This window comes from Corynebacterium belfantii (genome assembly GCF_041898185.1).
Lineage (GTDB): Bacteria > Actinomycetota > Actinomycetes > Mycobacteriales > Mycobacteriaceae > Corynebacterium > Corynebacterium belfantii.
In genome coordinates this window covers 2,531,412-2,556,432 of record NZ_CP157823.1, presented here as the reverse complement: position 1 = coordinate 2,556,432, position 25,021 = coordinate 2,531,412, and the positions used below count along the sequence as shown (strand labels likewise).

The following is a 25,021-nucleotide window of genomic DNA, read 5'->3' as shown; positions in this document are numbered from 1 at the left end:
TAGGGCGACCTAACCTGCGTGCGGTGCGCAATGATCCGTGTGGTAGCGCGCGCAAATTGTGGAGGTCTGACGGGTGCCGTGTTGATCTTCCACAATATAACACCCCCTGAAGGGGGTAAATTGTTTCAACGCGAAGACATCGGACGTGATCGTTTACCTGTGGTTTTTGGGGGTGCACTGTGCGAGTAGCCTACTTTGTGACGTGTGTCTCCCGCTGTGTTGTCATTTGCTGTTCATCTTCTGGCTACTGTGTGAGGTGGAAGAACTGTCAATTGACACGCGAAACTATGTCAGGAGAAGCGATGTCCACCGTGTCTATTAAGGGCCTTGAGGGTGAAGCACCCACCAAAAATGAAGTACTGCTGAATTGGATTGCGGAAAACGTCGAGCTTTTCCAGCCGGATCGAGTTGTTTTTGCTGACGGATCCCAAGAGGAATGGGACCGCCTGACAACTCAATTGGTAGAGTCCGGTACTCTCATCCGTCTCAACGAAGAGAAGCGCCCTAACAGCTTCTTGGCTCGCTCCAATCCAGCCGACGTTGCCCGAGTAGAGTCCCGTACCTTCATCTGCACTCCAACCCCAGAAGGTGCAGGTCCTACCAACCACTGGGCTGACCCGGCGGAGATGAAAGCCGAGCTCACTGAGCGCTTCCGTGGCTCCATGAAGGGCCGCACCATGTACGTCGTACCTTTCTGCATGGGCCCTATCGACGACCCAGCCCCCAAGCTAGGGGTTCAGCTCACCGACTCTGAGTATGTTGTGCTCTCCATGAGCATTATGACCCGCATGGGTGCAGAAGCACTGGCCAAGATCGGCGACACCGGCTCCTTCGTTCCATGCTTACACTCCGTGGGCGCACCTCTGGAACCGGGCCAAGAAGATGTGGCATGGCCATGCAATGAGGAAAAGTACATCACCCATTTTCCAGAAACCAAGGAAATCTGGTCCTACGGTTCCGGATATGGCGGAAACGCCATCTTGGCTAAGAAGTGCTACGCCCTGCGTATCGCTTCTGTCATGGCTAAGGAAGAGGGCTGGATGGCTGAGCACATGCTCATTCTGAAGCTCACCTCCCCTGAGAAGAAGGTCTACTACATCGCTGCTGCTTTCCCATCGGCATGTGGCAAGACCAACCTCGCTATGCTCCAGCCCACTATCGACGGCTGGTCCGCCGAGGTCGTAGGCGACGACATTGCATGGCTGTGCTTCGGCGAAGACGGCCGCCTCCACGCCATCAACCCAGAAAACGGCTTCTTCGGTGTTGCTCCTGGCACCAACTACTCCTCCAACCCCAACGCTATGCGCACCATGGAACCAGGCAACACCTTGTTCACCAACGTGGCGCTTACCGACGACGGCGACATCTGGTGGGAAGACCTGGAGAACATGCCAGAGCACCTCACCGACTGGTTGGGCAACGACTGGACTCCAGAAAGCAGCCAGCCATCCAGCCACCCGAACTCCCGCTACTGCGTCCCGCTGGCACAGTGCCCAGTCGCCGCAGAAGAGTACAACGACCCACAGGGTGTGCCGATCTCTGCAATCCTGTTCGGTGGCCGCCGCCCAGACACCGTCCCGCTGGTATCCCAGGCACACAACTGGGATCACGCCACCATGATCGGTGCCCTGCTGTCCTCCGGTCAGACCGCCGCCGCAGAAGGCACCGTCGGTGCACTGCGCCACGACCCTATGGCCATGCTGCCATTCATCGGCTACAACGCAGCGGACTACCTGCAGCACTGGATCGACATGGGCAAGAAGGGTGGCGACAAGATGCCTGAGGTCTTCTTGGTCAACTGGTTCCGCCGTGGTGACGACGGACGCTTCCTGTGGCCAGGCTTCGGCGACAACAGCCGCGTTCTCAAGTGGATTGTCGACCGTATCGAAGGTCGCGTCGAAGCAGACGAAACCATCGCCGGCTACACCGCCCGAGTAGAAGACTTGGACCTCACCGGCCTAGATACCCCAATCGAGGACATCCGCGAGGCACTGTCCGCTCCAGCCGCACAATGGAAGGGCGACCTTGCCGATAACGAGGAATACCTCGCGTTCCTAGGCTCTAAGGGCTCCGCGGTTCCTGCTGAGGTTCTCGAACAATTCGAGGCACTCAAAGCTCGCGTAGCAGCAGCTGAATCCTAAAGCATTACCCCCAAGGTGGCTTCTGAACTGCTCCCCGTTTTTCGGACTGGGTTAATTCTCAGTGGTTTGGGTCTTTGCAAGGGCCTGGTTCCGATATTGCATCGGGGCCAGGCCCTTGAATTGTTCCTGTAGCCGGGTCGTGTTGTACCACAGGATGTAATCATCAACAGCGTGGCAGAACTCCTCGACGCTACTGAAGGAAACACCGTGGCACATTTCAGATTTCAGATGGCCGAAGAAATTCTCCATCACTTTGTTGTCATAGCAATTGCCTTTCCGTGACATCGATTGCACGCCACCAATGCTTGTCATCAAGTCACGCCAGCTGGCGTGCTGATACTGGAAGCCTTGGTCGGTGTGCACAATGAGTCCTTCAGCTGGGCTGGGCAGGTCAGATACGGTGATTAAGTCATCGAGGCGGTGGTCAGACTTGAAGGTGATGATGGCTTCGACTTTTAGCCTCGTTGTTGATCCCTTAAGTCCCGTAATTTTTTTAGGTATGCTAATTCAGCCTTGAGAAGCTCATTTTCGCGTCGCAGTTTGTCTTCTTCGGTCAGTGGTGTAGGCCGAGCTGAGCCGTTAGGCCTGCGCTTCGGTTTCGGCCGTAGTGCATCAATACCATCCTTGTTGACCTCCCATGCCCAATGACTAATCAGGTCAGGCGAAGACAAGACAAAGTCTGCCATGTAAACGGAACCGACCCCCTGAACCCAAGTGCGTGGATGCATAGAAAAACTCCCCACAATCTGGTTTCTGATTTCTCAGTCCGGATTATGGGGAGCAGTTCATTCCTTATGTAAGGGAGCCACCTTTTTGTATCACCAGCACTAGGTTGCTCACCAAAAACTCCCGCAGCACCGGCACCCGAACCAGCCACCACGCCCAGCGCGGATGATAACGCGGAAACGCCAACGCCAACTGGCCAGTGCTCACACCCCAGCGCAGCCCCTCGGTGCAACTGACTGCAAACAACGAAGAACCGAATACGTTTTTAGGAAGATGCCCATGTTTGCGGGCATACCGATCTCTGGCAAACGCACCACCAACATAGTGCTGCCATAAGCCGGTTTCATGCCCGCCGAACGGCCCCAACCAGACGGTATAGCTTAGAATTACCACACCACCAGGGCGTACAACGCGGAGCATTTCTTCACCCATCGTCCACGGGTCTGGAACATGCTCCGCCACATTGGAGGACAACACCACATCAAAAGTTGAGTCCGGAAACGGCAGCGCTGACCCCGACGCGCGAACCGCCTGCACCACCGTGATCCCCGCCGCAGCCATCTCGCCTGCCGAGGGCTCCACGCTCACATAGCGCTTCGGGCTAAAGGCATCGGCAAAATATCCTGGTCCGCCACCAACATCGAGAATCGACTGATACTGAATCCCCACCTTGTTGCATACATGATCCACGAGGTCCCGAGTGTCTTGCGCCAGTAACGAATAGAAACGGTCGGGGTCCGACTGTTCGTACTTGAAGCTGCGCAGGAGGTGGAGGGAACGTCGCAAAGTGGCGAAATGCATGCCCTTTATCTTGGCACAATCCCAGCAAAACGGGCTGGTTGTGGGTCGAGCGCCTACGATGGAGACTGATATGAGGATTTTGTTACTCTGCTGGCGCGACACCACCCACCCCCAAGGCGGTGGCAGTGAGCGCTACTTGGAGCACATTGCAAAGTATTTGGTGGCGTCGGGGCATGAGGTGATTTTTCGGACGGCGCGCCATACGGATGCGTCGCGACGCGCCGTGCGCGACGGGGTGGAGTATCAGTACGCGGGTGGCAAGTATTCGGTCTATGTTCGGGCTGCGGTTGCGCAGCTTATGGGGCGGCTGGGGATTGGTCGGCTGCGTGGAGTGGATATGGTGGTGGATACCCAGAATGGGATTCCGTTTTTTGCGTGGGTGTTTTCGGGCGTGCCGACGATCCTGCTTACCCACCATTGTCATCGCCGGCAGTGGGATGTGGCTGGTCCGCTTGTTGCGCGCTTGGGCTGGTTTATTGAGTCGAAGGTGTCCCCGTGGGTGCATCGGGGTGTGCAGTATGTGACGGTGTCGGAGCCTAGCCGTGACGAGCTGGTTGACCTGGGTGTTCCGGCAGATCACATTACTATTGTGCGCAATGGAATTGATGTGCCTCCGGTTCCGGTGAAGCTACCGCCGGTAACGCGACCGCATCTTGTCACCTTGTCGCGATTGGTGCCCCATAAGCAGATCGAGCATGCCATCGATGTGGTGCGCGGACTCGATGGGGTGGTGCTCGACATCATTGGTTCAGGTTGGTGGGAGCCGCAGCTACGAGAATATGCACGTGATGTGGCTGACCGTGTGATTTTCCATGGTCAGGTGGCAGAAGACCATAAGCATGCGTTGTTGGCTCAGGCTGCGGTGCATGTGATGCCTTCGCGGAAAGAGGGATGGGGTCTTGCAGTCATTGAGGCTGGTCAGCACGGGGTTCCTACTGTTGGTTATGCCCATTCGGGTGGTCTTAGGGATTCGGTGCGTGACGGTGGGATCTTAGTGGAGACTCCCACACAGCTCACGTGCGCTATCCGCCAGTTGCTCGCGGACCAGCACTATCGCGATGACTTGGGGCGACGAGCCTATGATTTCGCGTCAACGTTTTCGTGGGAGGACACTGGTCGTGAGTTTCTGCGTGTGATTGCGCAACCGCAGATTCCGGCCACAGCCCACAGTACTAAGCAGCCCAATCCGAGATAAAAACCAGCGGTTCGCTGGGGCGTGGAATCGGCGATGGGGGCGAACTTGCCGTGGTCGATCACAGCCGTGATTCCTTGTTCTCGCAGGTAGTTATGATCGCCGCGGTGCCATGCGGCGGTTGCTTGGGAGTAAGCGGGGGAGGGGGCTTCGATAAGCTGGCCATCGACGCTGAGCGCACCGGATTCCACTGTGGCGTTGGCCTTGATGCGGGGATCGACGATCGTGCGGCCCTGATAGCTGACAAGCCCGTGGGAATCGACGATCAGTAGCTTTCCCGTGGTTCGCGGGAGTTCGGGCTGCGCCACGGGAGCAAGCGGGCGGACCGCAAGGGGCGCGTCGGGAACTTGAAGAAGCGCTGCAAGGATCGCTGCAGTAACCAGTGGGCGGGGGCGGATACGTGCAGCACCATAGATCATCGCTGGTAGCAACAACATGCTGAGCTTGGCGGAATCGCGAAACAGCACAACACCTGGGATGTGCGCCAACGTCCAGGGCGTAACCGCATACATGGTCACCACCCCTACAAGGGCGAGGAATTGATAGCGGCGGGGAGCGTACCACACCGTAATTGCGCACAATATAATTCCGGCGATGGCAAAGCCCATCTCCCGCGAAGGAGGTGTAGCCTCCGCATTCCATATGCCGCCGAGCCCCACAAACGCGCCCAGCCGGCCCACATAGCCTTCAGCACGGGGAAAGAATACATCCGTCACGCCCGCAGGAGGAGCGGTGATACTAGGCAACAGCCACGGCAGAAACAACACCGCGCTCATCGCCATAACCACTAAGCGTAGCCTTCGAGTTGGGGCAGACACCGCCGCAATCACCGCGCCCAAAACAGCACCTGTGGGCGTTATCGACGCCACCCACAACGCCACCAAACGCCCCTGACCAAGCAACAGTGGTACCAGCCACGCGGCGATCACCAACGACCAGTGGCCCTGTAAAAGACGCTCCACCGCGAAGGGATTCCATAAGGTCACGGTTATTGCAGCAATACGCTGCCACTGCGATCGACCCAAGCGTGCAGCGCCTACCGCACCGCCAATAGCAGCGGCAAGCAGTGCCGCCCGCACAACCCACGTTGCCGGAATAACCTGGCCGATAACCGCCAACAAACCATCTTGGGGAGCATTACGTGCGGGGAGATTTCCCCAGCCCAAGGCGTTTTCGCTTAAAGCTGGGTGGTCGATGACCACCATGTCCCGCAGCGCCAACATACCATCGTGGGGCAGCAGAAACGGCCATAAAAGCGCCGTAATAAGCGCCGCAGCCCAACCGATGACTAGCGGCATGGGGATTCGCGGCGGCGTCGAGAAGCCAAAACCACACCGATGATCAGCGCTGCCACGCCAGCCATCTTGCCCAAGAAATCGCTCACGCGGGCAGCTTTCAACGCTACTACCGTCGGGCGTGCTTCCGCGCGGGCATTCGCCTGAGTATCCGCATCCCACTTCAAAGAAGTGTGTAAAATCGTGCGTTCTTTACCTAGCTCTTCATTGCGGCCGGAGGCGGCAATGCGGGCCGCTTCGCGTTGCGAACCCGCATAGAACATAAAAACATCTTCTTCTTGGTTGACCACCACACCACTTTTTGGCTCCACCCACAGCGTGCGCGTCGTGGTGTAATACGGTGTGAGCAGCGCCGAACCCTGCGGATCCGGCACCTGCATAGAAGCCAATTGTTTTTGCTGCTCAGGGCTTAGATCCGAGGCCTGAGCCTGAGTGGAATGCTCATCAGAAATATCATCAGGCTGTGTATAAGAACGCGTGGCAGCCTTGACCAAGTTGGTCGCAGGAACAGTCTGAGTGAACACATACTCGCCATTATCTTGCTGTACATAATCCAATGGCCAAGCCGTTTGTGCAATCGGATCAAAGAACTGATACGAACGGCGCTCCGTGTGGAAGGGGAAGAAATACTGCAAACCATCGCGGGCAAAATCACCGGTATCAAAGTTCAGGTTTAAAGCCTTAGACTTCACCTTCATGTGGCTTGTGGAATCGAACACAGGGTAGGTGGAGTGCCTGATCAGACGCAGGGAATCATCGATAGTAATGATGGCGTCGTTGGTGTCTGTGCGCCGCAAGGATTCGTCGACACGCAAATCCACCTCATCGCGCACCTCCGTCTTATTCGTTGTCACCTCACGACGCAGCTGGGTGGTCGTTTCCACATGCGGGCAAGACAGCGGCGACACCCCCGCACACGCAGGATCCGCCAGCACTGTCGCCGCCGGCTGGGTAGTAATAGAACGCGCAATACCCACAGGAATCGGCTTGAGCAGCGCCGTCACCAACGCCGGAACGACGGCCGCCATAATAAACAACACGGCAGCAGTAACAAACGCAATGCCAGAGGGGCTGAGGCGAGGTTTCATCTTCACCCTTGTGTGCTCAACTTTCGACTAGGATCCGTGGGAGTGTCTCAATCGTACCTAACCTCGCAACCACCACGGTTCTTGCCCCAGCTAGAGGGCCTACGCGCCGTGGCGGCACTCGGCGTGTTAGCTACCCACGCGGCATTCCAATCAGGTATCGACCAACGCACACCCGCCGGCGCAATACTGGCCCGATTCGACTTCTTCGTCGCGGTTTTCTTCGCCCTATCCGCATTCCTCCTCGCCCGCGGCAACCACAAGCACTACTATCGACGCCGCGCCCAACGCATCCTGCCCGCCTACTGGGCATGCTGTGCCATCGTCTTTGCCCTACTGCCCAACGCATTCGGCACTTCTTGGTACACCATTCTGGCCACCTTTACTCTTACCCAGATCTACCTGCCCCACGCCCTTGCCGGCGGGCTGACCCACCTATGGTCGCTGAGCGTCGAAGTAGCCTTCTACCTTCTCTTACCCCTGCTCATCCGTATACCGCAACGCTACAAAATCGCCAGCTACCTTGGTCTTGCGCTAGCAGGTTTTGGGTGGGCTGCCATCCCCTGGCCCACCGACGTGTGGGGAGGGGTCAACTTCCAACTTTGGCCCATGTCCTACCTGCCGTGGTTTGTTGTGGGTCTGTGCGCTGCGGAGCTGGAACAACGCAGATGGGTTATCCGCCACGGCTGGCTCTGGTGGCTTGTTGGGCTAGCAGTAGCGTGGCTAGCAGGGCAACAATGGTACGGCCCCATCGGATTGGTTCATCCCACGCCGGCGGAATTTATCAGAAAGATCGTAGCTGGCGCTGTGTTTGCAGCACTGATCATCGTCCCTTGCATCTGGGGCGCGCCCCAATCGCTGCCTAATCGGATACTCACCACGCAGCCCATGTTGAGCCTCGGCCGCTGGAGCTATTCCCTGTTTCTTTGGCACTTGCCAGTGCTGACCGTGCTTTTCGAGGTCACCACATTGCAGGTGTTTTCCAGCAACACCGCCCTCGTTTTCCTCCTGTGTGCCACAATCAGCATCGTGGTGGCATGGATCAGCTACGAGCTCATGGAATCAGTGGGGCGTTTTTCGCTTCGCCACCGAGGCAACAACGCACCCATCCCCAACGCAAACACAAGCGAAGCCCAGGTGCTTACATCAAAGTAATGGGAATCAGGCCACGGGGCTCTTGCCATCCACATGGCAGCAACAACACAACATGCTGCGATAACGAAGGATCGTTGAACAAAACGGGTGGCGGTGATACCAGTAGCTATTCCTACGGCTAGCAGCCCTAGCCAACCGCTTGCGGCTGTTATTGCACCTAATCCGATTGTCAGCATGATCCACGCGGGTACATCAGGGGTGAAAGCCGCAGCTACATAAGTATCAGCCAAAGCATACTTACGAGCACGCCAGAGGGATACTGCGCAGGCACTGAGTACTGCTAGTGCCAGAAGAAGCCCGCCGGCAAGGCCGCGACGGTAGGTGTGTTCACCGGCGAACTCGAAGCGAATCACATCAAGCACATCGTCGGTGGCTAATGCCTTAGGAACGATAAACCCTTGGCCACCTGCGTTGATGGTGATAGGGGAGAGGTCATGATCGCCGATGAATGCGCGCATGCCACTATTGGCAGTTTGGGTGGTCACAAAAACAGAGTCACCGTTGAGGTCAACAAAACCAGCCTTACCATCCCCAGAAAGGCGCACCCAATCTGATCTGGTAGATAGTTCGTGGTAGCCGGCGGGCAGGAGGAAGCGTTCACCGCAGGTGTAGGTGGCCTGGTCGAGGGTGATGGCGCGATCGCAGTGGGATGCAGAAAGAGTGACTTCGACGGGGCGTGTGGTTTCAAAGTCGCGGTTGAGCAGGCCGGTATCTACCATCACTTTCTGGAATAAGAAGGTGTGCGCACTGGGCCCTGCCGGCAGCAGGGTGGGGATTCGCGTGATGTGGGAGTGGCTAAGCTGCGCGGAGGCGATACCCATGCCTGGGGCGACTTCGACGCGCACGCGGTCAGTGGCCCCGCCTGGTACACGGATGGTGGTGGGAACACCTGGACGCATATCGGCGGTGACATGAGCATTGTTGCTGCGTATGGTCACTTTTCCGGCCTTGCCGGTGGTGCGCAGTTCAAGATGGGGGTCAGTGCTCTCGGTCTGTAGTTCAAGCCACGGGTGGCGATCTCCTGGGGCCGCGAACCATGCGGTGTTAGGGTCGTTGTCCACTGCTGCGGTGATAGATCTTGTGGGGTCTGCACCACCAAAAGCGGTAGCGTCTGCGGCCGATGACGAGGCCACTACGTGCCCACCGTGTTCCACCACACGTGTGGCGCGAGCAACTGATGGGTAATCACGCACGGGGTTGGCTACGTCCTTACCCTCTGCTTCGGTAGCGAGCGGCGCCGAGATCGCTCGGCGGGCGGCACCGTAGTTGCGGGCGGCCAACATCGGGGTGTCGGTGACGATCTCTGCGTCGGAGTCGCTGAGGATAAAATCACCGGGGCCGAGCAGGCTTAATGCTTCACCACCGCCGGCAACGCGAGTGAGTTTGTCGGTGAGATACCCGTGGGCTTGACGGTCAAGAATGGCTACGTCGACACGCTCTTTCCCGGAACCAAACGTGTGCACCTCTAGGTTGGGAAACTCTGAGCGCATCATGGTTAAGGTTGCGTCCCCACTGTGTGGTGCCACGAGATCGTGACGGATGACCACAATGCCTACGCCGATTCTTCGTAACTGATCGCCAAGATGATCCACGGCACCTTTGTCTACAGCACTCAACACACCATCGAGCCCGCGAATCGCCTCCGGTGGTACCAGTGGCACTGCGTCGCGTGCCACCCACGGCACCTGCAACAATGGTTGCAGTGGCTCATCGCGCGTCCATCCCCAGGTTTGGCGCGCAAAGTTTGCCGCAGGCAGCACCAGCGTGCGGGTGTGAGCACCCTCGCGATTAATGAGCTCAGCTGCTTGCTTCCAATACTGTGGCACCTCACGGTAGGCCCCCTGGGGGAGCAACTGTCCCGACCATGCAGGAGCCACTGAACCAAGTACTACCAACCCAGCAAGAACTGCAGCCGGAAGACGTTTGAGCTGTAGGGAATGAAGCGCGTAGGCCAAGCCAATAACCAGTGGTAAACGCACGAGGGGGTCGAACTTGTGGATGTTGCGCAGGGCCGCGCCGGGGCCGTCGAGAAGCCCTGTGCAAAGGTGCGCGCCGCCCATGATGAGCACGCCGGTGAAAAGCAGGAGCGTCCACCATCGTGGCGCGCGAAGTAGCCCGATCATGCCGAGGCCGGCGACCGCCAGCGTGCACACGATGAGGATCGGATTGGCCACAAGCTCGTGGCCGGCGGCGCGTTCTACATCTACGAAGGGAGTCCAGCTGGTTGTACCACGCAGGATTTCAGGCAGGCTCAGCCAATGTGTGGTGACCGCCGCGCTTTCGATGTAGTCGGTAAACGGCGGCGCATAGCGTCCCAGCACCAGCAGCGGGATGATCCACCACAGGCTTACTGCTATCGCCCCGCCAAGCCATAGCAGCAGGTGTCGCCAGCGTCGGTGGCAAAGAAGGTAGAGGCCAGCGGGTACGCAGGCAGCTAGGGTGGCGGTGGCATTCACGGCCCCTAAAAACGCTACGGCGCTTATCGACGCCGCCACGTGGCAGCGCTTTAAGTTCTGACGCATAAGCGGCCAGATTATCCACGGGACGAGGGCTACCACCCAGGCTTCCGAGGAAATCGCTGTAAGCGTGGTGAGGATACGAGGCGACAGTGCGTAGGCGCCCGCGGCGATCATTATGACTGTGGCGGGGGCCTGGGGGAGGAGACGGCGTAACAGTATCAGGGTGCCGGAATATCCCACCCCAAGCACGATGGTCCACCACAGGCGCTGCGCTACCCAATCCGGTAGCGGATCCGTGATGAGGAAGAAAAGCCCGTGGGGAAATAAATACCCGTAGGCTTGGTTTTGTACTTGGCCTAGGGGGAATGTGTCGCTCCAAGCGTGGAGTGCGCCGCCAAGAAACTGGCGGGGATTAGCCACAAGATCGTGTTTGGTGTCGGCTGCGATAAGTCCCCACGGTTGTAGGAAGCTGAAGAGGGCGGCCAGCATCCAGCCTAGGAGGTGTGGCATTTAGTTGCGGGACCCGTATTCTGGGTCGCCTAGAAGGGCATCGTCAGAGCTGACATGTGTTCCTTGTGGTGAGGAGTCCACCATGGACGCGCCGATTACGGCAACAACTCCGAGCGCGATCCCTAAAACAGCGCTGGCAATTGCCGGACCGAGGGCACGTCGGTTCAAGGAATCGGAATCAAAGGCCATGTGCACTACTCTAGCGTGGTTTACTAGATAGGTAATGGATAACCTACGCCGCGTTTTCACACCCGCCTCGCTGATTCTTGGCACCGTTGTTGCCACCAGCATGCTTAGCGCCTGTTCGCAGGACTCCTCGCAACAGGCTGCGCCGAGCTCTCCTTCAGCATCTACTGCTGCTGCGTCGCAGTCGTCTCAGACCTCCTCGGCGTCGTCAACGCCGCAGGCTGTCGCCGTAGATCCAGTGCAACTGCGCAAGGATGCCGCCAGTTTGATGATGGTGGGCGTGGGCAATTTCGACGATGCCCTCTTTGCTATCCAACAAGGTGCCGGCGGAATTTTTATCGGCTCGGGAACGGACCCCCAGATCTTGACCACCCCTGGCCGCGACATCGCAGAGCTGCGTCGGATAGCGGGCCGACCGTTATCCGTAGCCATCGACTTTGAGGGTGGTCGCGTGTTGCGCCACCGCGGGATCCTCGGCGATTTCCCATCCCCACAGGTAATGGCACAAACCATGACCCCAGAGCAGGTGCGCGGAATGGCCTATGACATGGGACGTTCGCTTTTTGCGCATGGCATTAACGTGAACTTTGCGCCGGTTGTTGATATTGAGGCCGGCCTTGAAGTGGTTGGGGATCGCGCATTTAGCCCCGATCCGTTTATCGACGCCACCTACGCCACCGCATTCGCCCAAGGAATGTCTGATGCTGGGGTGCGTCCCGTACTCAAGCACTTCCCAGGGCATGGGCGTGCTAGCGGCGACTCGCACACCGCACAGGTACACACCCCGCCATTGGCTGAGCTAGAAAAGCTCGATCTGATCCCATATGGCAAGGTGCTAGTCGCTGGTGCAGGCGTGATGGTAGGACACATGATTGTGCTGGGGTTGGGTGCTCCAGAAACTCCGTCGACGATCAATCCAGCTGCGTACCAGTTGCTGCGTTCCGGCTCGTATCCTGGTGGTCAACCTTTTAGTGGCGTGATTTACACCGATGATTTGACCATGGCCGCGGTTACATCATTAATGCCCACTGTGCAGGCGGTACCAACAGCTCTAGCAGCGGGTGCTGATCAGGCACTGTGGGTAAGTACTGCAGGCTTGGTCGAAGCCATTGATGCCACTGTGGCTGCAGTCTCGGAGGGGCGTTATCCCGTCGAACAGTTCAAGGCTTCAGTTGCGCGAGTCGCAGGCTAAGGCGTGTGTGCACTAAATTGGGTCAGGTGAGTTCTAAGAAAGTAGCCAAGTTTAGTGCGGGTGTGATCCTGGGGCTGGGAGTTCTCGGCGGTATCGCATACGGCGCTGACTACGTGACGTCGCAAGGCGAAGTGCCTCGTGGCGCAACTGTGGGTGGCATCGCAATCGGTGGAATGGCTAAAGAAGACGCCATTTCTACCCTGCAGAAGCAACTGAAATTGACCGACCAGGTCACCGTCACCGCTGGCGAGCGCACAGCTACTTTCTCCCCAGAGGTTGCAGGACTGAGCGTGGATTGGAACGAGACAATCCGCGCCGCCGGTAAGCAATCCGCCAACCCCATTACACGCCTGAGCAGCTTCTTTACCACCCACGAGGTAGAGATTGTCTCCGAGCGCGATGATTCTAAGCTCATCCCTGAGCTAGAGCGTGTACAAAAAGAGCTCAGCCCAGCACCTGCCGATGCCGCTATTCGTCTTACCGACGGAAAAGTGGAAGTCATCCCAGCTGTTAACGGCCAAGAGCTGGATAAAAAAGAACTAGATGAGGCTGTTGTCTCCTCGTGGCTACACCCTGAGGGAGTAAGTGTTGACCCGAAGGTGACTAAGCCACGCATCGGTGAATCCGCTGTGGAAGAGGCACGCCCTGCTGCCGAAGCCGCCGTTAGCAGCCCCATCGTGGCACATGGTCGCGACAAAATCGACGGTGTTATTGAACCAACCCGCATGGGCGAGGTAGTAACCTTCGAACCTGATGGCAAGAAATTCCGCGTGGCCGTGAACACCGATGCCGCACGCGCAATTTTGAACGAGACACTCAATGTGACTGAGGTGCAGCGGAAAAACGCTGACATTCAATTCTCTGGTTCAGCAAAGACCGTGATCCCGCACATGGATGGCGTGCGAATCGAATGGGACAAGACACTGGAGCACTTTGATAAGCGTGTGACCGGTAAAGATAGTCGCACCTTCGACGTCACCTACACTGATGAGCCAGCCACCTTCACCACCGAGCAGGCAGAGGCTGCGACCTTCGATCAAGTTGTCGGTGAATTTACTACTGGTGGCTACTCGCATGCCTCGGGCATCAACATCGCACGCGTTACACAAATGGTCAACGGTGCCATCGTGGCCCCAGGCGATACATTCTCTCTGAACGGCTACACCGGACCTCGTGGAACCGCCCAAGGATTTGTGGAATCCGGCATTATCCTCAACGGCCACGCGGATAAGGCTGTTGGCGGTGGCATCAGCCAGTTCGCAACCACTTTGTACAATGCCGCCTACTTCGCTGGTATGGAGGATGTTGCCCATACCGCACACAGCTACTACATCTCTCGCTACCCCGCGGGACGTGAGGCAACCGTGTTCGAGGGCGCTATTGACCTAAAGTTTAAAAATACCTCTCCGTATCCTGTTCGCATTGTCACCTCCACGGGTGGCGGTTCGGTAACGGTACAGCTCACGGGTGTGAAAACGGTGAACGTGGAATCGATCAATGGTGGTCGCTGGAACTACACACCACCGCGTCCGATCACACTATCTGGTTCGGATTGTGTCGCTTCTTCCGGTGCACAGGGCTTCACCACCAGCGATACTCGTATTATCCGTTCGCTTTCTGGCTCCGAGATCTCTCGTGAGACAAAAACCACGGTGTATGATCCTTCGCCTATCGTGACCTGCTCCTAATGAGGGCGTAGAGTTAGGGGTCATGCCACATTCGACGTCGACACACTTGGTCATCCCTAACCAACATGGCGCTTGGGCCATGCTTATTACCCCAGCAGTTCTTGGTTGCATTAAAGCGTGGGGGCATACACCGGCTGCTGTGTTGGCATCGGTGGCGGTTGCGTGGTTGAGCGGTTACTGCGCGTTCTTTGCGTTCGGCATGTGGGTGAAGGCGCGTCGAAACGCACGTCGACGCGCCTATTACACCCGTTCCTTGCTGGTCTACGGCGGGATTTCTGCGGCCATGTGCGCGGTAGCCTTAAGTGCCGACCCGTCGCTGATCCGGTGGGCGTTCTACTTCGCACCATTGGTCGGCATTGCTGTGTACGAGACGTATAATAAGCGCCCGCGTTCGGTGCTATCAGGGGCGGCCACCACGGTGGCGTCGGCACTGCTCTATGCGGTGCTGACCGGTGGGGTCAACATCGCCACTGCGTTTTTGGTGCTGTACTTCACCAGCACCATCATGGTGGTTAAATCATTGATTCGGGAACGCTCCAACACAAAGTTTTGGTATGCCTCCTTGGCCTACCACGTTCTCGCTATCGCGATTATGGTGGCAGTGATCTATGCCCATGAGGCAGGACACCTAGGCAGTGAGAGCCTTGGCAGCGGTTTTATCTGGCTATCGCTTCTGACTTTGCTGGTTGCGCTGGTACGCGCGTGGGCGTTGCCCTTTGTACAGCGTCGTGGGCTGCGAGTGTGGAAGGCAAAAGATATTGGTGTGCTGGAAATGATGGTGCTTGTGCTCGCCTGCGCAGCTATCCTTGTCTAGCATGACCGATCAATCCGCGATTAAGCCGAGTGTTGGCACCATAGTGGCCTCTACTGCGCTAGCGACGTTGCTCGCTGGCGGTGCGGCGGCAGGTGCTGTGGCTATGACCTGACTTGGCTCATTTTGGTGTGTTGTAGTTCATATTGACGTTTCTGCCTGTGGGGTTGGGTATCAGAGTGCGGGTTTTGTCTGACTAAGCGGGTAGCGGTGGGGTGCCGGTAGGCTGTTGAATATGTCACCGAGTATCCGCCGGGTCCCGACGGCGTCGGGTGCGACCGCTGTTCAAATCATCTGGCGGTACCGCAACCGCAAACCTGAAATCGAACACGTCGGCTCCGCCCATACCGACCACGATCTCGCAGCGCTGATGGTCAAGGCTCAGCGGCTTGTCGATGGCGAGCAAATTTCACTTGACCTCAAAGTGTTGCCTTCTGCGGTTGCTGTGTCTGGAACAGGCACGGTTGATAATCCCGTCACGGTATCCGGTGAACGCGCAGGTCTTCTCCTAGACGCGATTCGCGGGGCCTTCCAACTCCTTGGCCTGGATACGGCAAGCGGCAAGGACGAGGTGTTTTTCAACCTGGTCCAAGCCCGTATTATCTCGCCGGGTTCCAAGTTTGATTCCATTGAAACTCTGGCAGAAGTCGGCGTGGCCTCGGCTTCATACGCGACTATAAAGCGCTACCTTCCGCGGTATGCCGACAAAGACTTCCGCGACCAGATAACCCACGCGCTAGCCACACACGCGGCCATTGGTCCTGGTGTGATGGTTCTCTACGATGTGACAACCTTGTATTTTGAAACTGACGTGCCCGACGAGCTACGCAAACCCGGGTTTAGTAAAGAACGCCGACTCGAACCCCAGATCACTGTCGGGATGCTCACCGACTCCACCGGCTTGCCCTTGGCGATCGGCGCGTTTGAAGGCAATCGTGCGGAAACGCACACCATGTTGCCAATGATCCTGCGTCTTAAAGACGCCTACCACCTTGACGACATCACGATTGTTGCTGATGCTGGCATGTTTTCAGCCGCCAACAAGACCGCGATTATCGATGCCGGGTTGGACTACATTCTGGGCACGAAAGAACGCGAAATCCCAGAACCAATTAAAGCCTGGCTAGATGCAGCGGAAGGGCGCAGCTACACCGACTACGACGACGGACACATCTGGACCCACCGTCACCACAGCGACAAACGCCGCACCAGCGGCAAACCGCAGGCAGTGACCTATTACCAGTATTCCTACGATAGGGCTCGGCGCACAAGGCGCGGCATCGGCGAACAACTAGATAAAGCCCAGCGTGCTGTTGACGGAAAGATACCCGTCAAGCGGAATCGATACGTCAACCTCAAGGCCCCGAATAAGCAGGTCAACCACACCCTAGCCAACAAGCACCTAACCCTGGCCGGGATTAAAGGATACGAGACCTCACGCACAGACTTAAAACCCCAGGAAGTCATCGGTGCCTACCGGCGCCTGTTCACGATCGAGAAATCGTTCCGAATGGCGAAATCAGACCTGAAAGCCGACCGATTTATCACCGTAAAGAAGACTCCATCCACGCACACCTAACCATTGTGATGGCCGCGATGGCCACAGGCCACGTGTTGGAACAAGCCACGGGCCTGTCGTTGAAGCGATTAGTGCGAACCCTGAAGAAATACCGGACGTTTACCGTCGAAATCGCAGGCCAGACCCTCCATGCACAAACCGACCTGCCCGCTGACATCCGCGAACTCACCGAAAAGCTGCCCCAACCGTCTGACTAAATTGAGCCAAGTCAGGAATCCGCGATTAAGCCGAGTGTTGGCACCATAGTGGCCTCTACTGCGCTAGCGACGTTGCTCGCTGGCGGTGCGGCGGCAGGTGCTGTGGCTATGACGATTCCCAACCCACAGCGTGAGAATTATGTTGTGAGCAATCAAGATCAGTATCGCCCCTCGCACAGTGTTGCTGTGGAGATCCATGATCGCGATGGTGTGCTCAACGCCGAGGACCAGCGGCGGCTGCTGAGCAATACCGACAACATTGAGGTTGCTCAAGTAGTCAAGCAGGTGCACTACATTGTGTTTCGCACCAATGATGAGAACGTGAACGACACGGTGGAAAATTACCTGCGCGATCAGCGTCCGGATTTGATCGGCAAGGAGTACTTTACTGACGGGGTGCTCATTATTGGCGTGGGGCTTGATCCGCGCCAGGCGTTTATTTTTGCTGGTAATGATGTTGCGGACGCTTTTGATCTGCGTGAAAGCGCTCATCTTGAGCACTCTTTGGATGCGATCAAACCGGGTGTAAAAGACGGCAACATTCCTGCGGGCTTGAGCAATGGTCTGCGCACTGCGGTTGATGTTCGTGCGATCGAAGAGCAACAGTACAATTCTGCCGTCGATGAGCGGATGGCGGCGCTGGTAGGCGGTGGTCTTGGGGCTGCCAGCGGCGGGTTTGGTATCGCGGGCATTGTAGGTATTACGCGCCGGCGAAAGTCGCGGATTGTGGCACAGGCTCGTGACAACATGAATGTGGTGTCGCGGGAGTACGGCGAGCTGGCGCAGCGTCTCGACGCCATCGACATCCGTGCGCATTCGCTGAGCTCCCCGCTTGTCGACGCCACCCTGCGCAACCAGTGGGCTGATGTGCGTGATCGTTTCCTGCGTATTCACGACAGCGTGGATACCTTGGGCAACTTGGCGACCGATTCGGACTATTACTCTAAGTCGCATGAGATCTCGACGGCACGGGAAACCGCCGAGCAGATCAGCTATGCCGAGAGCAACATCGATACCCTTTTCCGTCTTGAAAATGGGGATGCGGTGATCCGAGTCCGTGAAGCCGATGCGCTGTATAAGGACATGCTGGAAGCCCTTGGGGAGATTGAGATCTCGGCGTTAAGCCGCGAGGTAGAACGCCTGAAAGACGAACTGCTTGCGTTGAAAGCAACACCGGAGTCCCCGCAGTTCCTTGACCGCTACGCTACAATCCTGACTTCCTACCAGGCGGTATTGGAGCAGGTGCGCAAGCAGCAGTTCTCCGATGTGAAGGAGTCCACGGCTACCACGTTGGCGGCACCGGCTATCTACGAGTCCGGTTACCGCCCAGGCTATGGCCTGAACAACTTTGTGCCATTCTGGATCATGTCTACTTGGCACACCGACAACATTGCAGCCCAAGAGGCTGCCAGTGCGAGCTCGTCGAGCGCTAACACCTCGTTTAGTTCTGGGTTTAGCGGTGCAGGCGGTTCGTCGAGCTTCTAGGAAGAGCGCAGGGCTTGTGCTAAGCCCACGACGGTGATCACCGCGGTGACCGACATCATGGTGGCGGCTGCGAGCGGGGGTGCGATCCCCCATGATTGGATCACGCCGAACATGGGGGCGTACAACCCTGCGATGAAGAACTGGCCGGAGCCCAAGAATGCGGAGGCAGCGCCACCCACGGGGCCGGCGTGGGACATTGCCAGTGCTGAGGTGTTGGCAAAGATCATGCCCATGGAAGCAGTCATGGTGAAAATTCCAGCCAAGAATGCCACGGTGCCGAGGTTGAATGTTGCGGCGATCGCCAGCCAAGCAACTGCCAAAGCCATGATGGTCACTCCTATTGCTGCAAGACGAGGAGCCCCAAAGTGATGAACCATTCGGGCGTTGATGATTGCCATGGTGGCTAGACCCGAGGTGTTCATGGCAAAGATGAGTGCGTAGTGCAGCGGCGAGAATCCGAAGTGTTCCTGCAGGATAAAGGGTGAGGCGGACACGAAGGTGAACATGGTGGCAAAGGCAAAAACGAATGCCACTGTGGAGCCTATGTAGACGCCATCGCTTAACAAGGTGCGGATCGCGGCAAACATGGTGCGGATACCACCGTGGGTGCGACGTTCCACAGGTAGAGTTTCTGGGATAGTGCGTGCTGCAATAACAGCTGTAAGCGCATAGACTACAGTGAGGAACCAGAAAACAGCACGCCACCCTGCGGAGTGGACGATCAGGCCGCCGAGGATGGGTCCTACCACGGGGGCGATGCTGCCCAAGACCATGAGGATGGAGAACACCTTGGCTAGTTCTGGGCCAGAAGCCTTATCGGCGGCAATCGCACGTGCAGAAACAACTGCGGTGCCGGCGGCCCAGCCCATGGCTGTGCGGGAGAGGTAGAGCACCCATACGTGGGGTGCGAGGGCGCTTAACAAGGTTGCTATCGCAAGCACGATCGTGCCGATGAAAAATAGCCCGCGCCGGCCACGGACGTCAGTAATCGGCCCGCTGAACAGTTGACCCACGGTCATTCCGATGAGGAAGAACGTGATGGTCAGCTGTGCGTCGAATTGGCTGATTACGAACTCGTGGCGTAACGCGGGCAACCCCGATAGGTACATGTTGATGCTGAGCGGTTCAGTGGCGTTGATCAGCGCTAACGTGCCCAGCAACGCTGGTGGTATGAGCTGACGTGTCTGAGAAGCAGGACTTGGGGACATGTCAGTGAACGTACTCAACTATTATCAACTAGACCAGTTGGGTGCGGGCCTTAATGGCAGCGGCAACCAATACCTGCAGGCTGGCGAGGTTTTCCGGCCACCCGCGAGTTTTCAAACCGCAGTCGGGGTTGACCCATAACAGGTGAGGGTCGACGGAGGTCAGCGCGCTGGCGAGAAACTCGTCGATCTCCTGCTGGGCGGGCACGCGCGGGGAGTGAATGTCCCACACACCAGGGCCGACACCCAACTCGTAGCCTTCCTCCTTCAAAGCTGCGAGCACCTGCATTCCATTGCGGGCAGCCTTGATGGAGGTGACATCTGCGTCGAGGGCTGCAACCGTGTCGATGAGCTCGTTGAACTCCGAGTAGCACATGTGGGTGTGGATCTGTACCTCGGGCGCAACCCCAGAGGTGGCCAGACGAAACGCCCCGACTGCCCACTGCAAGTAGGCCGGTTGTTGCTCGGCGGTGGTACCTAGGGGTTGGTCGCCACACGTCACCGAAGACGATCGGTGGGCGGACGCAACGAGAGAACCATAGGATTGCACCCAACCATCGTGGGTGGAAGCGTAGCCTGCGAGCTGTTCGGAGAAGTACTGCACCATGTCGTTACGCTCTGGTTCACTGTGGACGAGGACGTCGAGGCCCAGCTCTTCTTACTTGGTAATCACCAGCTTGACCTCATCGACCATGGCGTCGTGGTACTACTGGGCGAAAATATCACTGCTGCGTAGTTGGACGCGCTTGGCGAATCTGCGGGGTTTGTGGGAACGAGCCGATGGTTGTGGTGGGAAGCGGCGGCAGATTCAGAGCCGTGGCCTGTACCTTCTTACGCAGTGCGGCTGCGGCGCGGGAGGCAGCGAAGTCGGCGAGGTCGAAGTCTTCACCGGCGATGGTGTAGGGAACATGCAGCAGGGAGCAACTGGTGCTCACGGCTACGGCTCCGCGCGTCCTCAGCTCTTGGAGGGTGCTTAGTGCCTGGTCGAGGTTGGTGCGCCACACGTTGCGGCCGTCGACAATGCCTGCGATGAGAGTTTCCTCACCGGTCCATGCCGGTAGCGCCCCAGGGGCAGTGACGAGATCAACGCCGAATCCGGCGAGCCCAATGCCACTGAGCGTTTCGACGCACACAGTAGCGTCCCCAAAGTACGTGGTCACGATCAGCGGAACGCCGTGGCTGACCAGCTCTTGGTACACCGCGCGTACTCGGGGCAGTAGGTCGGGGTCGACATCGGTGACAAGCGCCGGTTCATCGAACTGCACGCAGGTGGTACCGCGCTGCTTGAGGACGCCGATAAGTTCTGCGTACTGCTGCGCTACTGCTTCTAAATGATCGAGGGCGTTGGAGCCGTCGGAAGTCCGTGACCATGACAGGTAGGTCAACGGGCCCACGAACACCGGCCGGTTTTCGGGAGTAGCGGCGAGGTCGTTAATAAGATCGGTGGCGTTAAGCGTAAACGTGGTGGTCGCGGAAAGTTCCGGAACAATGTAGTGGTAGTTGGTATCAAACCACTAGTCATTGCCGATGCCGGCTGCGAAGCCGTACCGCGGGCGGTAGCAAAAGCCACATCGCTATGGCACGGCAAGGGGCCGTCGTGGTCGGGGATATCGCTAAAACGCTCGGGCAACACCCTAGTAGCGCGGAGGTATCGAGCACCGCATCATAAAAACTACGGCCTACCGTGGGCGCTTGATCGAGGCCTTCGCCCAGAATCCGCTGGGTGATGTCTGCGTTGAGCGCGTAGGCGGTATCGGATAATTTTTGCGCATCATTCGCGTGGACCGTTTTCCAATAAGACTCAAGGGCCTTTTTTTCAATTCGCGGTTCGGTCCAATGCGTGGAACGCCAGTCACAGTGGAATGAAACAGTGGTGGATTCGTCATAGTATGGAGCCTTTCGTGCTTCGAATGTGCGCCGGGGATAGGGGGTTGTAAGCGCGCATAAAACAGTGCATTGCTGCGTGTTTTGCGGATACATCGCCTCATCTAGGGCTCCAGGAGGGGTGTGCCTTGGCCACAAATCAACACTAGGCAGCTCGGTATGTCAATCGTGGAATGCTGGGGTGTGTGGGTTTCAATAAGGAGGGCACCTTAATGAAAATACTGCCCGAGCAGAGCTTTTGCTGTACTCGGGCAGTAATGAAAAAAGATGCGATTAAATGTGAATAAAATTAGGGTTCCGGCCTAGGCTTCGGTCACTGACGGCGGCTGCATACGAGCGAACGCGCGCTTCTCATTACGTATCAACCACACATAGAAAACAACGAAAGTAGAAAGCGACATCGGCAACTTGGCACCAGAAGCCGCCACCGCCGAAAGACCAAACAGACCACGCACCAGCGGCAACATCACGCCACCGGAAAGATCACTATTAATGTCTACATAGGCGGAGTTAATCGCGTACCAAATATCCTCCGTCACCTAGAAACCCAGTCCGGTAAACGCACCAATGAAAACGCCTGCGTTGGGCGAGTGATCCGCTGGCGGAACAACAAGATCACAGCCAAAGCGAGAACATCCTTGACCCACTCCTCGACCAGTGGACCATAGATTGCATCACCCCAAGCGCGATACGTTTCGGGGTCGCTGACGCGGATTACCTCAAAATCGAACTTGTCGTTGGAATAAATCGCAACCAACGACCCAATGAATCCGCCGGCAACAAACGCCGAAGCCCACATAGTCTTAGTGCCACCGACCTGTGCAGCTTCGTATGATCCAACGCCACAATCACGCAGAGAAACAGCACACCAAAACCTAAAGAAATGCCTGTCGACGGTGCCGCCGCCACCGGGATCTCCACCGCTGTATAAAGAAGCCGCATAAGCAATACGGCTAACGAGCCCGCACTCAACACCGCCAGCACCTACGCCAGCGCAGAATCTTTCACAGACGCCATCATGACTCCACCTTTGCAGAAGCGAGAAGATGAGCAGGATCAGCGGAGGCATCGATATGCCCGCTCTCAGAGGTAGAAACCACCGTAAGAATCACATCAGAAGCCCCCACAACCGCACACGGCGCCACTTCCCCCACATCCACCGTGCAGGCCTTACCCGATAACGAACCATCGCCGGAAACAATACCCTTACCGCTCCACGACGTTTCCCCCACAGCGCGGTTCAAGATAACCAAGCCGCGCTCAATCGCCGCCTCCTGCTGCTCAGCACCCGAAGACAACTCCAAATACACATGATGATCATCGCGAACCAACTCAATACTGGAATCGCTATTAGCAACAACGCGCTCAAAACCCTCGGGGCGGTCAATGTTACCGACGTATCACCAGAGCTCAGCGTCACCTCACTTTGATCTAGCATCTCCATATCATGACGATCGCCAAGCTGACCCGCAACCGCAGGCACAATCCACATCACAGTAGGCAAGGCCGCAATAGCTGCGGCCTTGCCTACGTCTTTCACCTTCACAGCGTCCCTTTGCTTGAGTAAGCTCCAACCGCCCCCACAGGAAGCTAGTTAGGCTAACTAAAATATTTCACGCTTAGACAATAACGCACACCAGTTTCAATTCCACTGGGTACAATCTGTTGAATGGCTGTAAGAATTTAGCGGCGCATGGACACCATGATCGAAACGAAAGACACCAGCAGGGCTGCCGACACCACAGCACCGGCAGCAAGCACATTCCCGCCAGAAGCATGCAGGATCCACGTCAACACCAGCGGGGTGAAACCAGCAATAAGAGCACCGTTGGTTTCCCGAGCCAGCGCAATGCCACTAAAACGCGCGCGTGCTTGGAACAGCCCAGCAAGGAATGCACCTTGGCTACCCGAGGTCAACGAAATCACCGCACCATAGCCAAAAGCGACCGTCAGTGCGGCGATCACCGCATTGCCCGTTTGCAAACCCAAAAGGAAGGGCACTGCATAAAATGCACCGATTAATGAGCCGGTAGCCAATACACGATCAGCACCGAAGCGGTCGGCGGCCAGCCCGCCCAGCGGGGTAGCAACCACACCCACCAAGGTTCCGGCAGAAACCGCCAGCAAAGCATCAAACTTGGCCATGCCCACCGCATCGGAAGTCATAAAGGAGATGGCAAAAACAGCCATGGCGTAGTTCAGTGCGTTGTGACCAGTGATAGACAAAAATCCCAAAGCCACCTGACGCTTGTGCGACTTGAGCAGCTCCACAACCGGCAAAGACTGGTGTTTTGCCTGTTCAGAGCGCTCTTCCATGGCCGCTACATACTCTGGGGTTTCCTCCAAACGCTTGCGCATGAACAACGCAATGAAGAACAACAGCGCAGAAATAAGGAACGGGATACGCCACACGCCACCCAACAATGCCTCATCGCCTACTGAGGACGCCCCCATGAACGCTGCAGTAGCCAACACAATGCCCGCAGGTGGCATCGCAAGAACCAGCGAGGTAAACAGACCACGCTTAGCAGCAGGGGCAAATTCGGCCACCACAGTCATCGCACCAGCAAGTTCAGCACCAGCACCCAAACCTTGAATCAGACGAAAGAACACCAAGAGCACAGGGGCCAGCACACCAATAGCGGCCTCCGTGGGGAGCAAACCAATGCCGACCGTGGCAATGCCCATCATCAAAACACTCAAGATCATCGCAGGTCGACGGCCAAAACGATCACCAATGTGGCCGATGGCCACACCACCTAGTGGGCGGGCAACAAAACCAACTGCAAACGTGGCAAAAGCGGCAAGCTGGCCGCCGGCCGCAGATGACTCGAAAAAGAGCGGGGCAATCACGACGGCAGCTGCGGCACCATAGAGAGCGTAGTCGTACCACTCAATGATGGTTCCCAACAAGGCCGCCAACAGCGCACGACGGCCCTGCGGGGTCAAAGAATCGTTGCAGTTTTTCATACTTATATTTATGAACATATGCAGAAGGCGTTACATAAAATGTCATTATGCTTACTCGGGAACTACAACATCTGGTCAAACAGGCCATCACACATACCCGCGACTCCGGCTGCACTTTTGGTACCGCACTGCTCACCCAATCTGGTGCCATCGTGTTCGGGGAAACACTCACGACGGCCGTGGACAACCACGCAACCGCCCGCTCCGCTGACCCCATCGGCGCCATTGCTTATATCCACGGACTCACCGCAAATGTGGTTCCACCAAATGGACACGACCGCGAAGCGATCTATCAGCTCTGCCCAACAATCACCGTCGTAGTGCGAGACGCCACCGGTTTAACCTGACTTGGCTCATTTTGGTGTGTTGTAGTTCATATTGACGTTTCTGCCTGTGGGGTTGGGTATCAGAGTGCGGGTTTTGTCTGACTAAGCGGGTAGCGGTGGGGGTGCCGGTAGGC

18 protein-coding genes and 3 pseudogenes are annotated in these 25,021 nt (G+C 57.2%); 9 read left to right on the top strand and 12 right to left on the bottom strand.

From position 1 onward, the window contains the following. The first annotated feature begins 302 nt into the window (after positions 1-302). Positions 303-2,141: a phosphoenolpyruvate carboxykinase (GTP) gene (locus ABMV07_RS12685; protein ID WP_374064684.1), complete on the top strand. Its 1,839-nt coding sequence runs from the start codon at positions 303-305 to the stop codon at positions 2,139-2,141. 51 nt (positions 2,142-2,192) lie between these two features. On the opposite strand, the pseudogene ABMV07_RS12680 reads toward ABMV07_RS12685, so the two are convergent. Together ABMV07_RS12680 and ABMV07_RS12675 are read right to left on the bottom strand one after the other, a co-directional pair. Continuing rightward, positions 2,193-2,902, bottom strand: a pseudogene (locus ABMV07_RS12680) (IS3 family transposase); the annotation flags it as partial. A gap of 31 nt (positions 2,903-2,933) precedes the next feature. Next, positions 2,934-3,668, bottom strand: coding sequence for a class I SAM-dependent methyltransferase (locus ABMV07_RS12675; RefSeq protein ID WP_196977093.1), 735 nt, complete (start codon positions 3,666-3,668; stop codon positions 2,934-2,936). A 70-nt stretch (positions 3,669-3,738) separates the two neighbouring features. Between ABMV07_RS12675 and ABMV07_RS12670 the strand changes: the two genes are divergently transcribed. Next, positions 3,739-4,863: a glycosyltransferase family 4 protein gene (locus ABMV07_RS12670; RefSeq protein ID WP_374065035.1), complete on the top strand. Its 1,125-nt coding sequence runs from the start codon at positions 3,739-3,741 to the stop codon at positions 4,861-4,863. On the opposite strand, the gene ABMV07_RS12665 is transcribed toward ABMV07_RS12670, so the two are convergent. Beyond that, entirely contained in the window at positions 4,746-6,158 is a 1,413-nt protein-coding gene (locus ABMV07_RS12665) for a hypothetical protein (protein ID WP_374064683.1), read from the bottom strand. The genes ABMV07_RS12670 and ABMV07_RS12665 overlap by 118 nt on opposite strands. Next, complete coding sequence (locus ABMV07_RS12660) at positions 6,149-7,243, bottom strand: DUF3068 domain-containing protein (protein ID WP_088266329.1); 1,095 nt, start codon at positions 7,241-7,243, stop codon at positions 6,149-6,151. The genes ABMV07_RS12665 and ABMV07_RS12660 overlap by 10 nt, the downstream gene beginning before the upstream one ends. Before the next feature lie 12 nt (positions 7,244-7,255). Here ABMV07_RS12660 and ABMV07_RS12655 point away from each other — a divergent pair, with 12 nt between their 5' ends. Next, the gene (locus ABMV07_RS12655; protein WP_374064682.1) at positions 7,256-8,395 is read left to right on the top strand and encodes an acyltransferase family protein; all 1,140 of its coding nucleotides are present in this window, start codon (positions 7,256-7,258) and stop codon (positions 8,393-8,395) included. On the opposite strand, the gene ABMV07_RS12650 is transcribed toward ABMV07_RS12655, so the two are convergent. Both ABMV07_RS12650 and ABMV07_RS12645 read right to left on the bottom strand, forming a co-directional pair. Continuing rightward, on the bottom strand, positions 8,287-11,364 hold the full coding sequence (locus tag ABMV07_RS12650; RefSeq protein ID WP_374064681.1) for a DUF3367 domain-containing protein: 3,078 nt from the start codon (positions 11,362-11,364) through the stop codon (positions 8,287-8,289). The two genes, ABMV07_RS12655 and ABMV07_RS12650, sit on opposite strands and share 109 nt — an antisense overlap. After that, on the bottom strand, positions 11,365-11,553 hold the full coding sequence (locus ABMV07_RS12645) for a DUF2613 domain-containing protein (RefSeq protein WP_374064680.1): 189 nt from the start codon (positions 11,551-11,553) through the stop codon (positions 11,365-11,367). A gap of 34 nt (positions 11,554-11,587) precedes the next feature. On the opposite strand from ABMV07_RS12645, the gene ABMV07_RS12640 reads away from it, so the two are divergent. The 5 genes and pseudogenes from ABMV07_RS12640 to ABMV07_RS12620 all read left to right on the top strand — a co-directional run bounded on the left by ABMV07_RS12640 (position 11,588) and on the right by ABMV07_RS12620 (position 18,502). After that, positions 11,588-12,742 carry a glycoside hydrolase family 3 N-terminal domain-containing protein gene (locus ABMV07_RS12640; protein ID WP_088268096.1) on the top strand — a complete coding sequence of 385 codons (1,155 nt, stop codon included), beginning with the start codon at positions 11,588-11,590 and terminating at the stop codon, positions 12,740-12,742. Positions 12,743-12,747: 5 nt separating this feature from the next. Next, on the top strand, positions 12,748-14,430 hold the full coding sequence (locus ABMV07_RS12635) for a VanW family protein (RefSeq protein WP_374064679.1): 1,683 nt from the start codon (positions 12,748-12,750) through the stop codon (positions 14,428-14,430). Positions 14,431-14,452: 22 nt separating this feature from the next. Further along, entirely contained in the window at positions 14,453-15,244 is a 792-nt protein-coding gene (locus ABMV07_RS12630) for a YwiC-like family protein (RefSeq protein WP_088268094.1), read from the top strand. A gap of 232 nt (positions 15,245-15,476) precedes the next feature. Continuing rightward, positions 15,477-17,017: pseudogene (locus tag ABMV07_RS12625) on the top strand (IS1634 family transposase). A gap of 48 nt (positions 17,018-17,065) precedes the next feature. Then, positions 17,066-18,502: a DUF5129 domain-containing protein gene (locus tag ABMV07_RS12620; RefSeq protein WP_197695589.1), complete on the top strand. Its 1,437-nt coding sequence runs from the start codon at positions 17,066-17,068 to the stop codon at positions 18,500-18,502. On the opposite strand, the gene ABMV07_RS12615 is transcribed toward ABMV07_RS12620, so the two are convergent. The 6 genes and pseudogenes from ABMV07_RS12615 to ABMV07_RS12590 all read right to left on the bottom strand — a co-directional run bounded on the left by ABMV07_RS12615 (position 18,499) and on the right by ABMV07_RS12590 (position 24,579). Beyond that, positions 18,499-19,710 carry a multidrug effflux MFS transporter gene (locus ABMV07_RS12615; RefSeq protein ID WP_374065034.1) on the bottom strand — a complete coding sequence of 404 codons (1,212 nt, stop codon included), beginning with the start codon at positions 19,708-19,710 and terminating at the stop codon, positions 18,499-18,501. The genes ABMV07_RS12620 and ABMV07_RS12615 overlap by 4 nt on opposite strands. Positions 19,711-19,738: 28 nt before the next feature. Then, positions 19,739-21,593: pseudogene (locus ABMV07_RS12610) on the bottom strand (5-methyltetrahydropteroyltriglutamate--homocysteine S-methyltransferase). Positions 21,594-21,893: 300 nt separating this feature from the next. Further along, on the bottom strand, positions 21,894-22,130 hold the full coding sequence (locus tag ABMV07_RS12605) for a hypothetical protein (RefSeq protein ID WP_196977100.1): 237 nt from the start codon (positions 22,128-22,130) through the stop codon (positions 21,894-21,896). Then, positions 22,127-22,660 carry a PrsW family glutamic-type intramembrane protease gene (locus ABMV07_RS12600; RefSeq protein WP_197690941.1) on the bottom strand — a complete coding sequence of 178 codons (534 nt, stop codon included), beginning with the start codon at positions 22,658-22,660 and terminating at the stop codon, positions 22,127-22,129. The genes ABMV07_RS12605 and ABMV07_RS12600 overlap by 4 nt, the downstream gene beginning before the upstream one ends. Then, positions 22,608-22,901: a hypothetical protein gene (locus ABMV07_RS12595; protein WP_374064678.1), complete on the bottom strand. Its 294-nt coding sequence runs from the start codon at positions 22,899-22,901 to the stop codon at positions 22,608-22,610. The genes ABMV07_RS12600 and ABMV07_RS12595 overlap by 53 nt, the downstream gene beginning before the upstream one ends. 373 nt (positions 22,902-23,274) lie before the next feature. Next, entirely contained in the window at positions 23,275-24,579 is a 1,305-nt protein-coding gene (locus ABMV07_RS12590) for an MFS transporter (RefSeq protein ID WP_088267544.1), read from the bottom strand. 29 nt (positions 24,580-24,608) lie between these two features. Between ABMV07_RS12590 and ABMV07_RS12585 the strand changes: the two genes are divergently transcribed. Continuing rightward, complete coding sequence (locus ABMV07_RS12585; RefSeq protein WP_374064677.1) at positions 24,609-24,908, top strand: hypothetical protein; 300 nt, start codon at positions 24,609-24,611, stop codon at positions 24,906-24,908. Positions 24,909-25,021 lie beyond the last annotated feature (113 nt).

Bases quoted from the DNA above. Each gene is read 5' to 3' on its own strand.
- ABMV07_RS12685 (WP_374064684.1), top strand. From the start codon at position 303: ATGTCCACCGTGTCTATTAAGGGCCTTGAGGGTGAAGCACCCACCAAA.
- ABMV07_RS12675 (WP_196977093.1), bottom strand. From the start codon at position 3,668: ATGCATTTCGCCACTTTGCGACGTTCCCTCCACCTCCTGCGCAGCTTC.
- ABMV07_RS12670 (WP_374065035.1), top strand. From the start codon at position 3,739: ATGAGGATTTTGTTACTCTGCTGGCGCGACACCACCCACCCCCAAGGC.
- ABMV07_RS12665 (WP_374064683.1), bottom strand. From the start codon at position 6,158: ATGCCGCTAGTCATCGGTTGGGCTGCGGCGCTTATTACGGCGCTTTTA.
- ABMV07_RS12660 (WP_088266329.1), bottom strand. From the start codon at position 7,243: ATGAAACCTCGCCTCAGCCCCTCTGGCATTGCGTTTGTTACTGCTGCC.
- ABMV07_RS12650 (WP_374064681.1), bottom strand. From the start codon at position 11,364: ATGCCACACCTCCTAGGCTGGATGCTGGCCGCCCTCTTCAGCTTCCTA.
- ABMV07_RS12645 (WP_374064680.1), bottom strand. From the start codon at position 11,553: ATGGCCTTTGATTCCGATTCCTTGAACCGACGTGCCCTCGGTCCGGCA.
- ABMV07_RS12640 (WP_088268096.1), top strand. From the start codon at position 11,588: ATGGATAACCTACGCCGCGTTTTCACACCCGCCTCGCTGATTCTTGGC.
- ABMV07_RS12630 (WP_088268094.1), top strand. From the start codon at position 14,453: ATGCCACATTCGACGTCGACACACTTGGTCATCCCTAACCAACATGGC.
- ABMV07_RS12615 (WP_374065034.1), bottom strand. From the start codon at position 19,710: ATGTCCCCAAGTCCTGCTTCTCAGACACGTCAGCTCATACCACCAGCG.
- ABMV07_RS12600 (WP_197690941.1), bottom strand. From the start codon at position 22,660: ATGCCTCCGCTGATCCTGCTCATCTTCTCGCTTCTGCAAAGGTGGAGT.
- ABMV07_RS12590 (WP_088267544.1), bottom strand. From the start codon at position 24,579: ATGTTCATAAATATAAGTATGAAAAACTGCAACGATTCTTTGACCCCG.
- ABMV07_RS12585 (WP_374064677.1), top strand. From the start codon at position 24,609: ATGCTTACTCGGGAACTACAACATCTGGTCAAACAGGCCATCACACAT.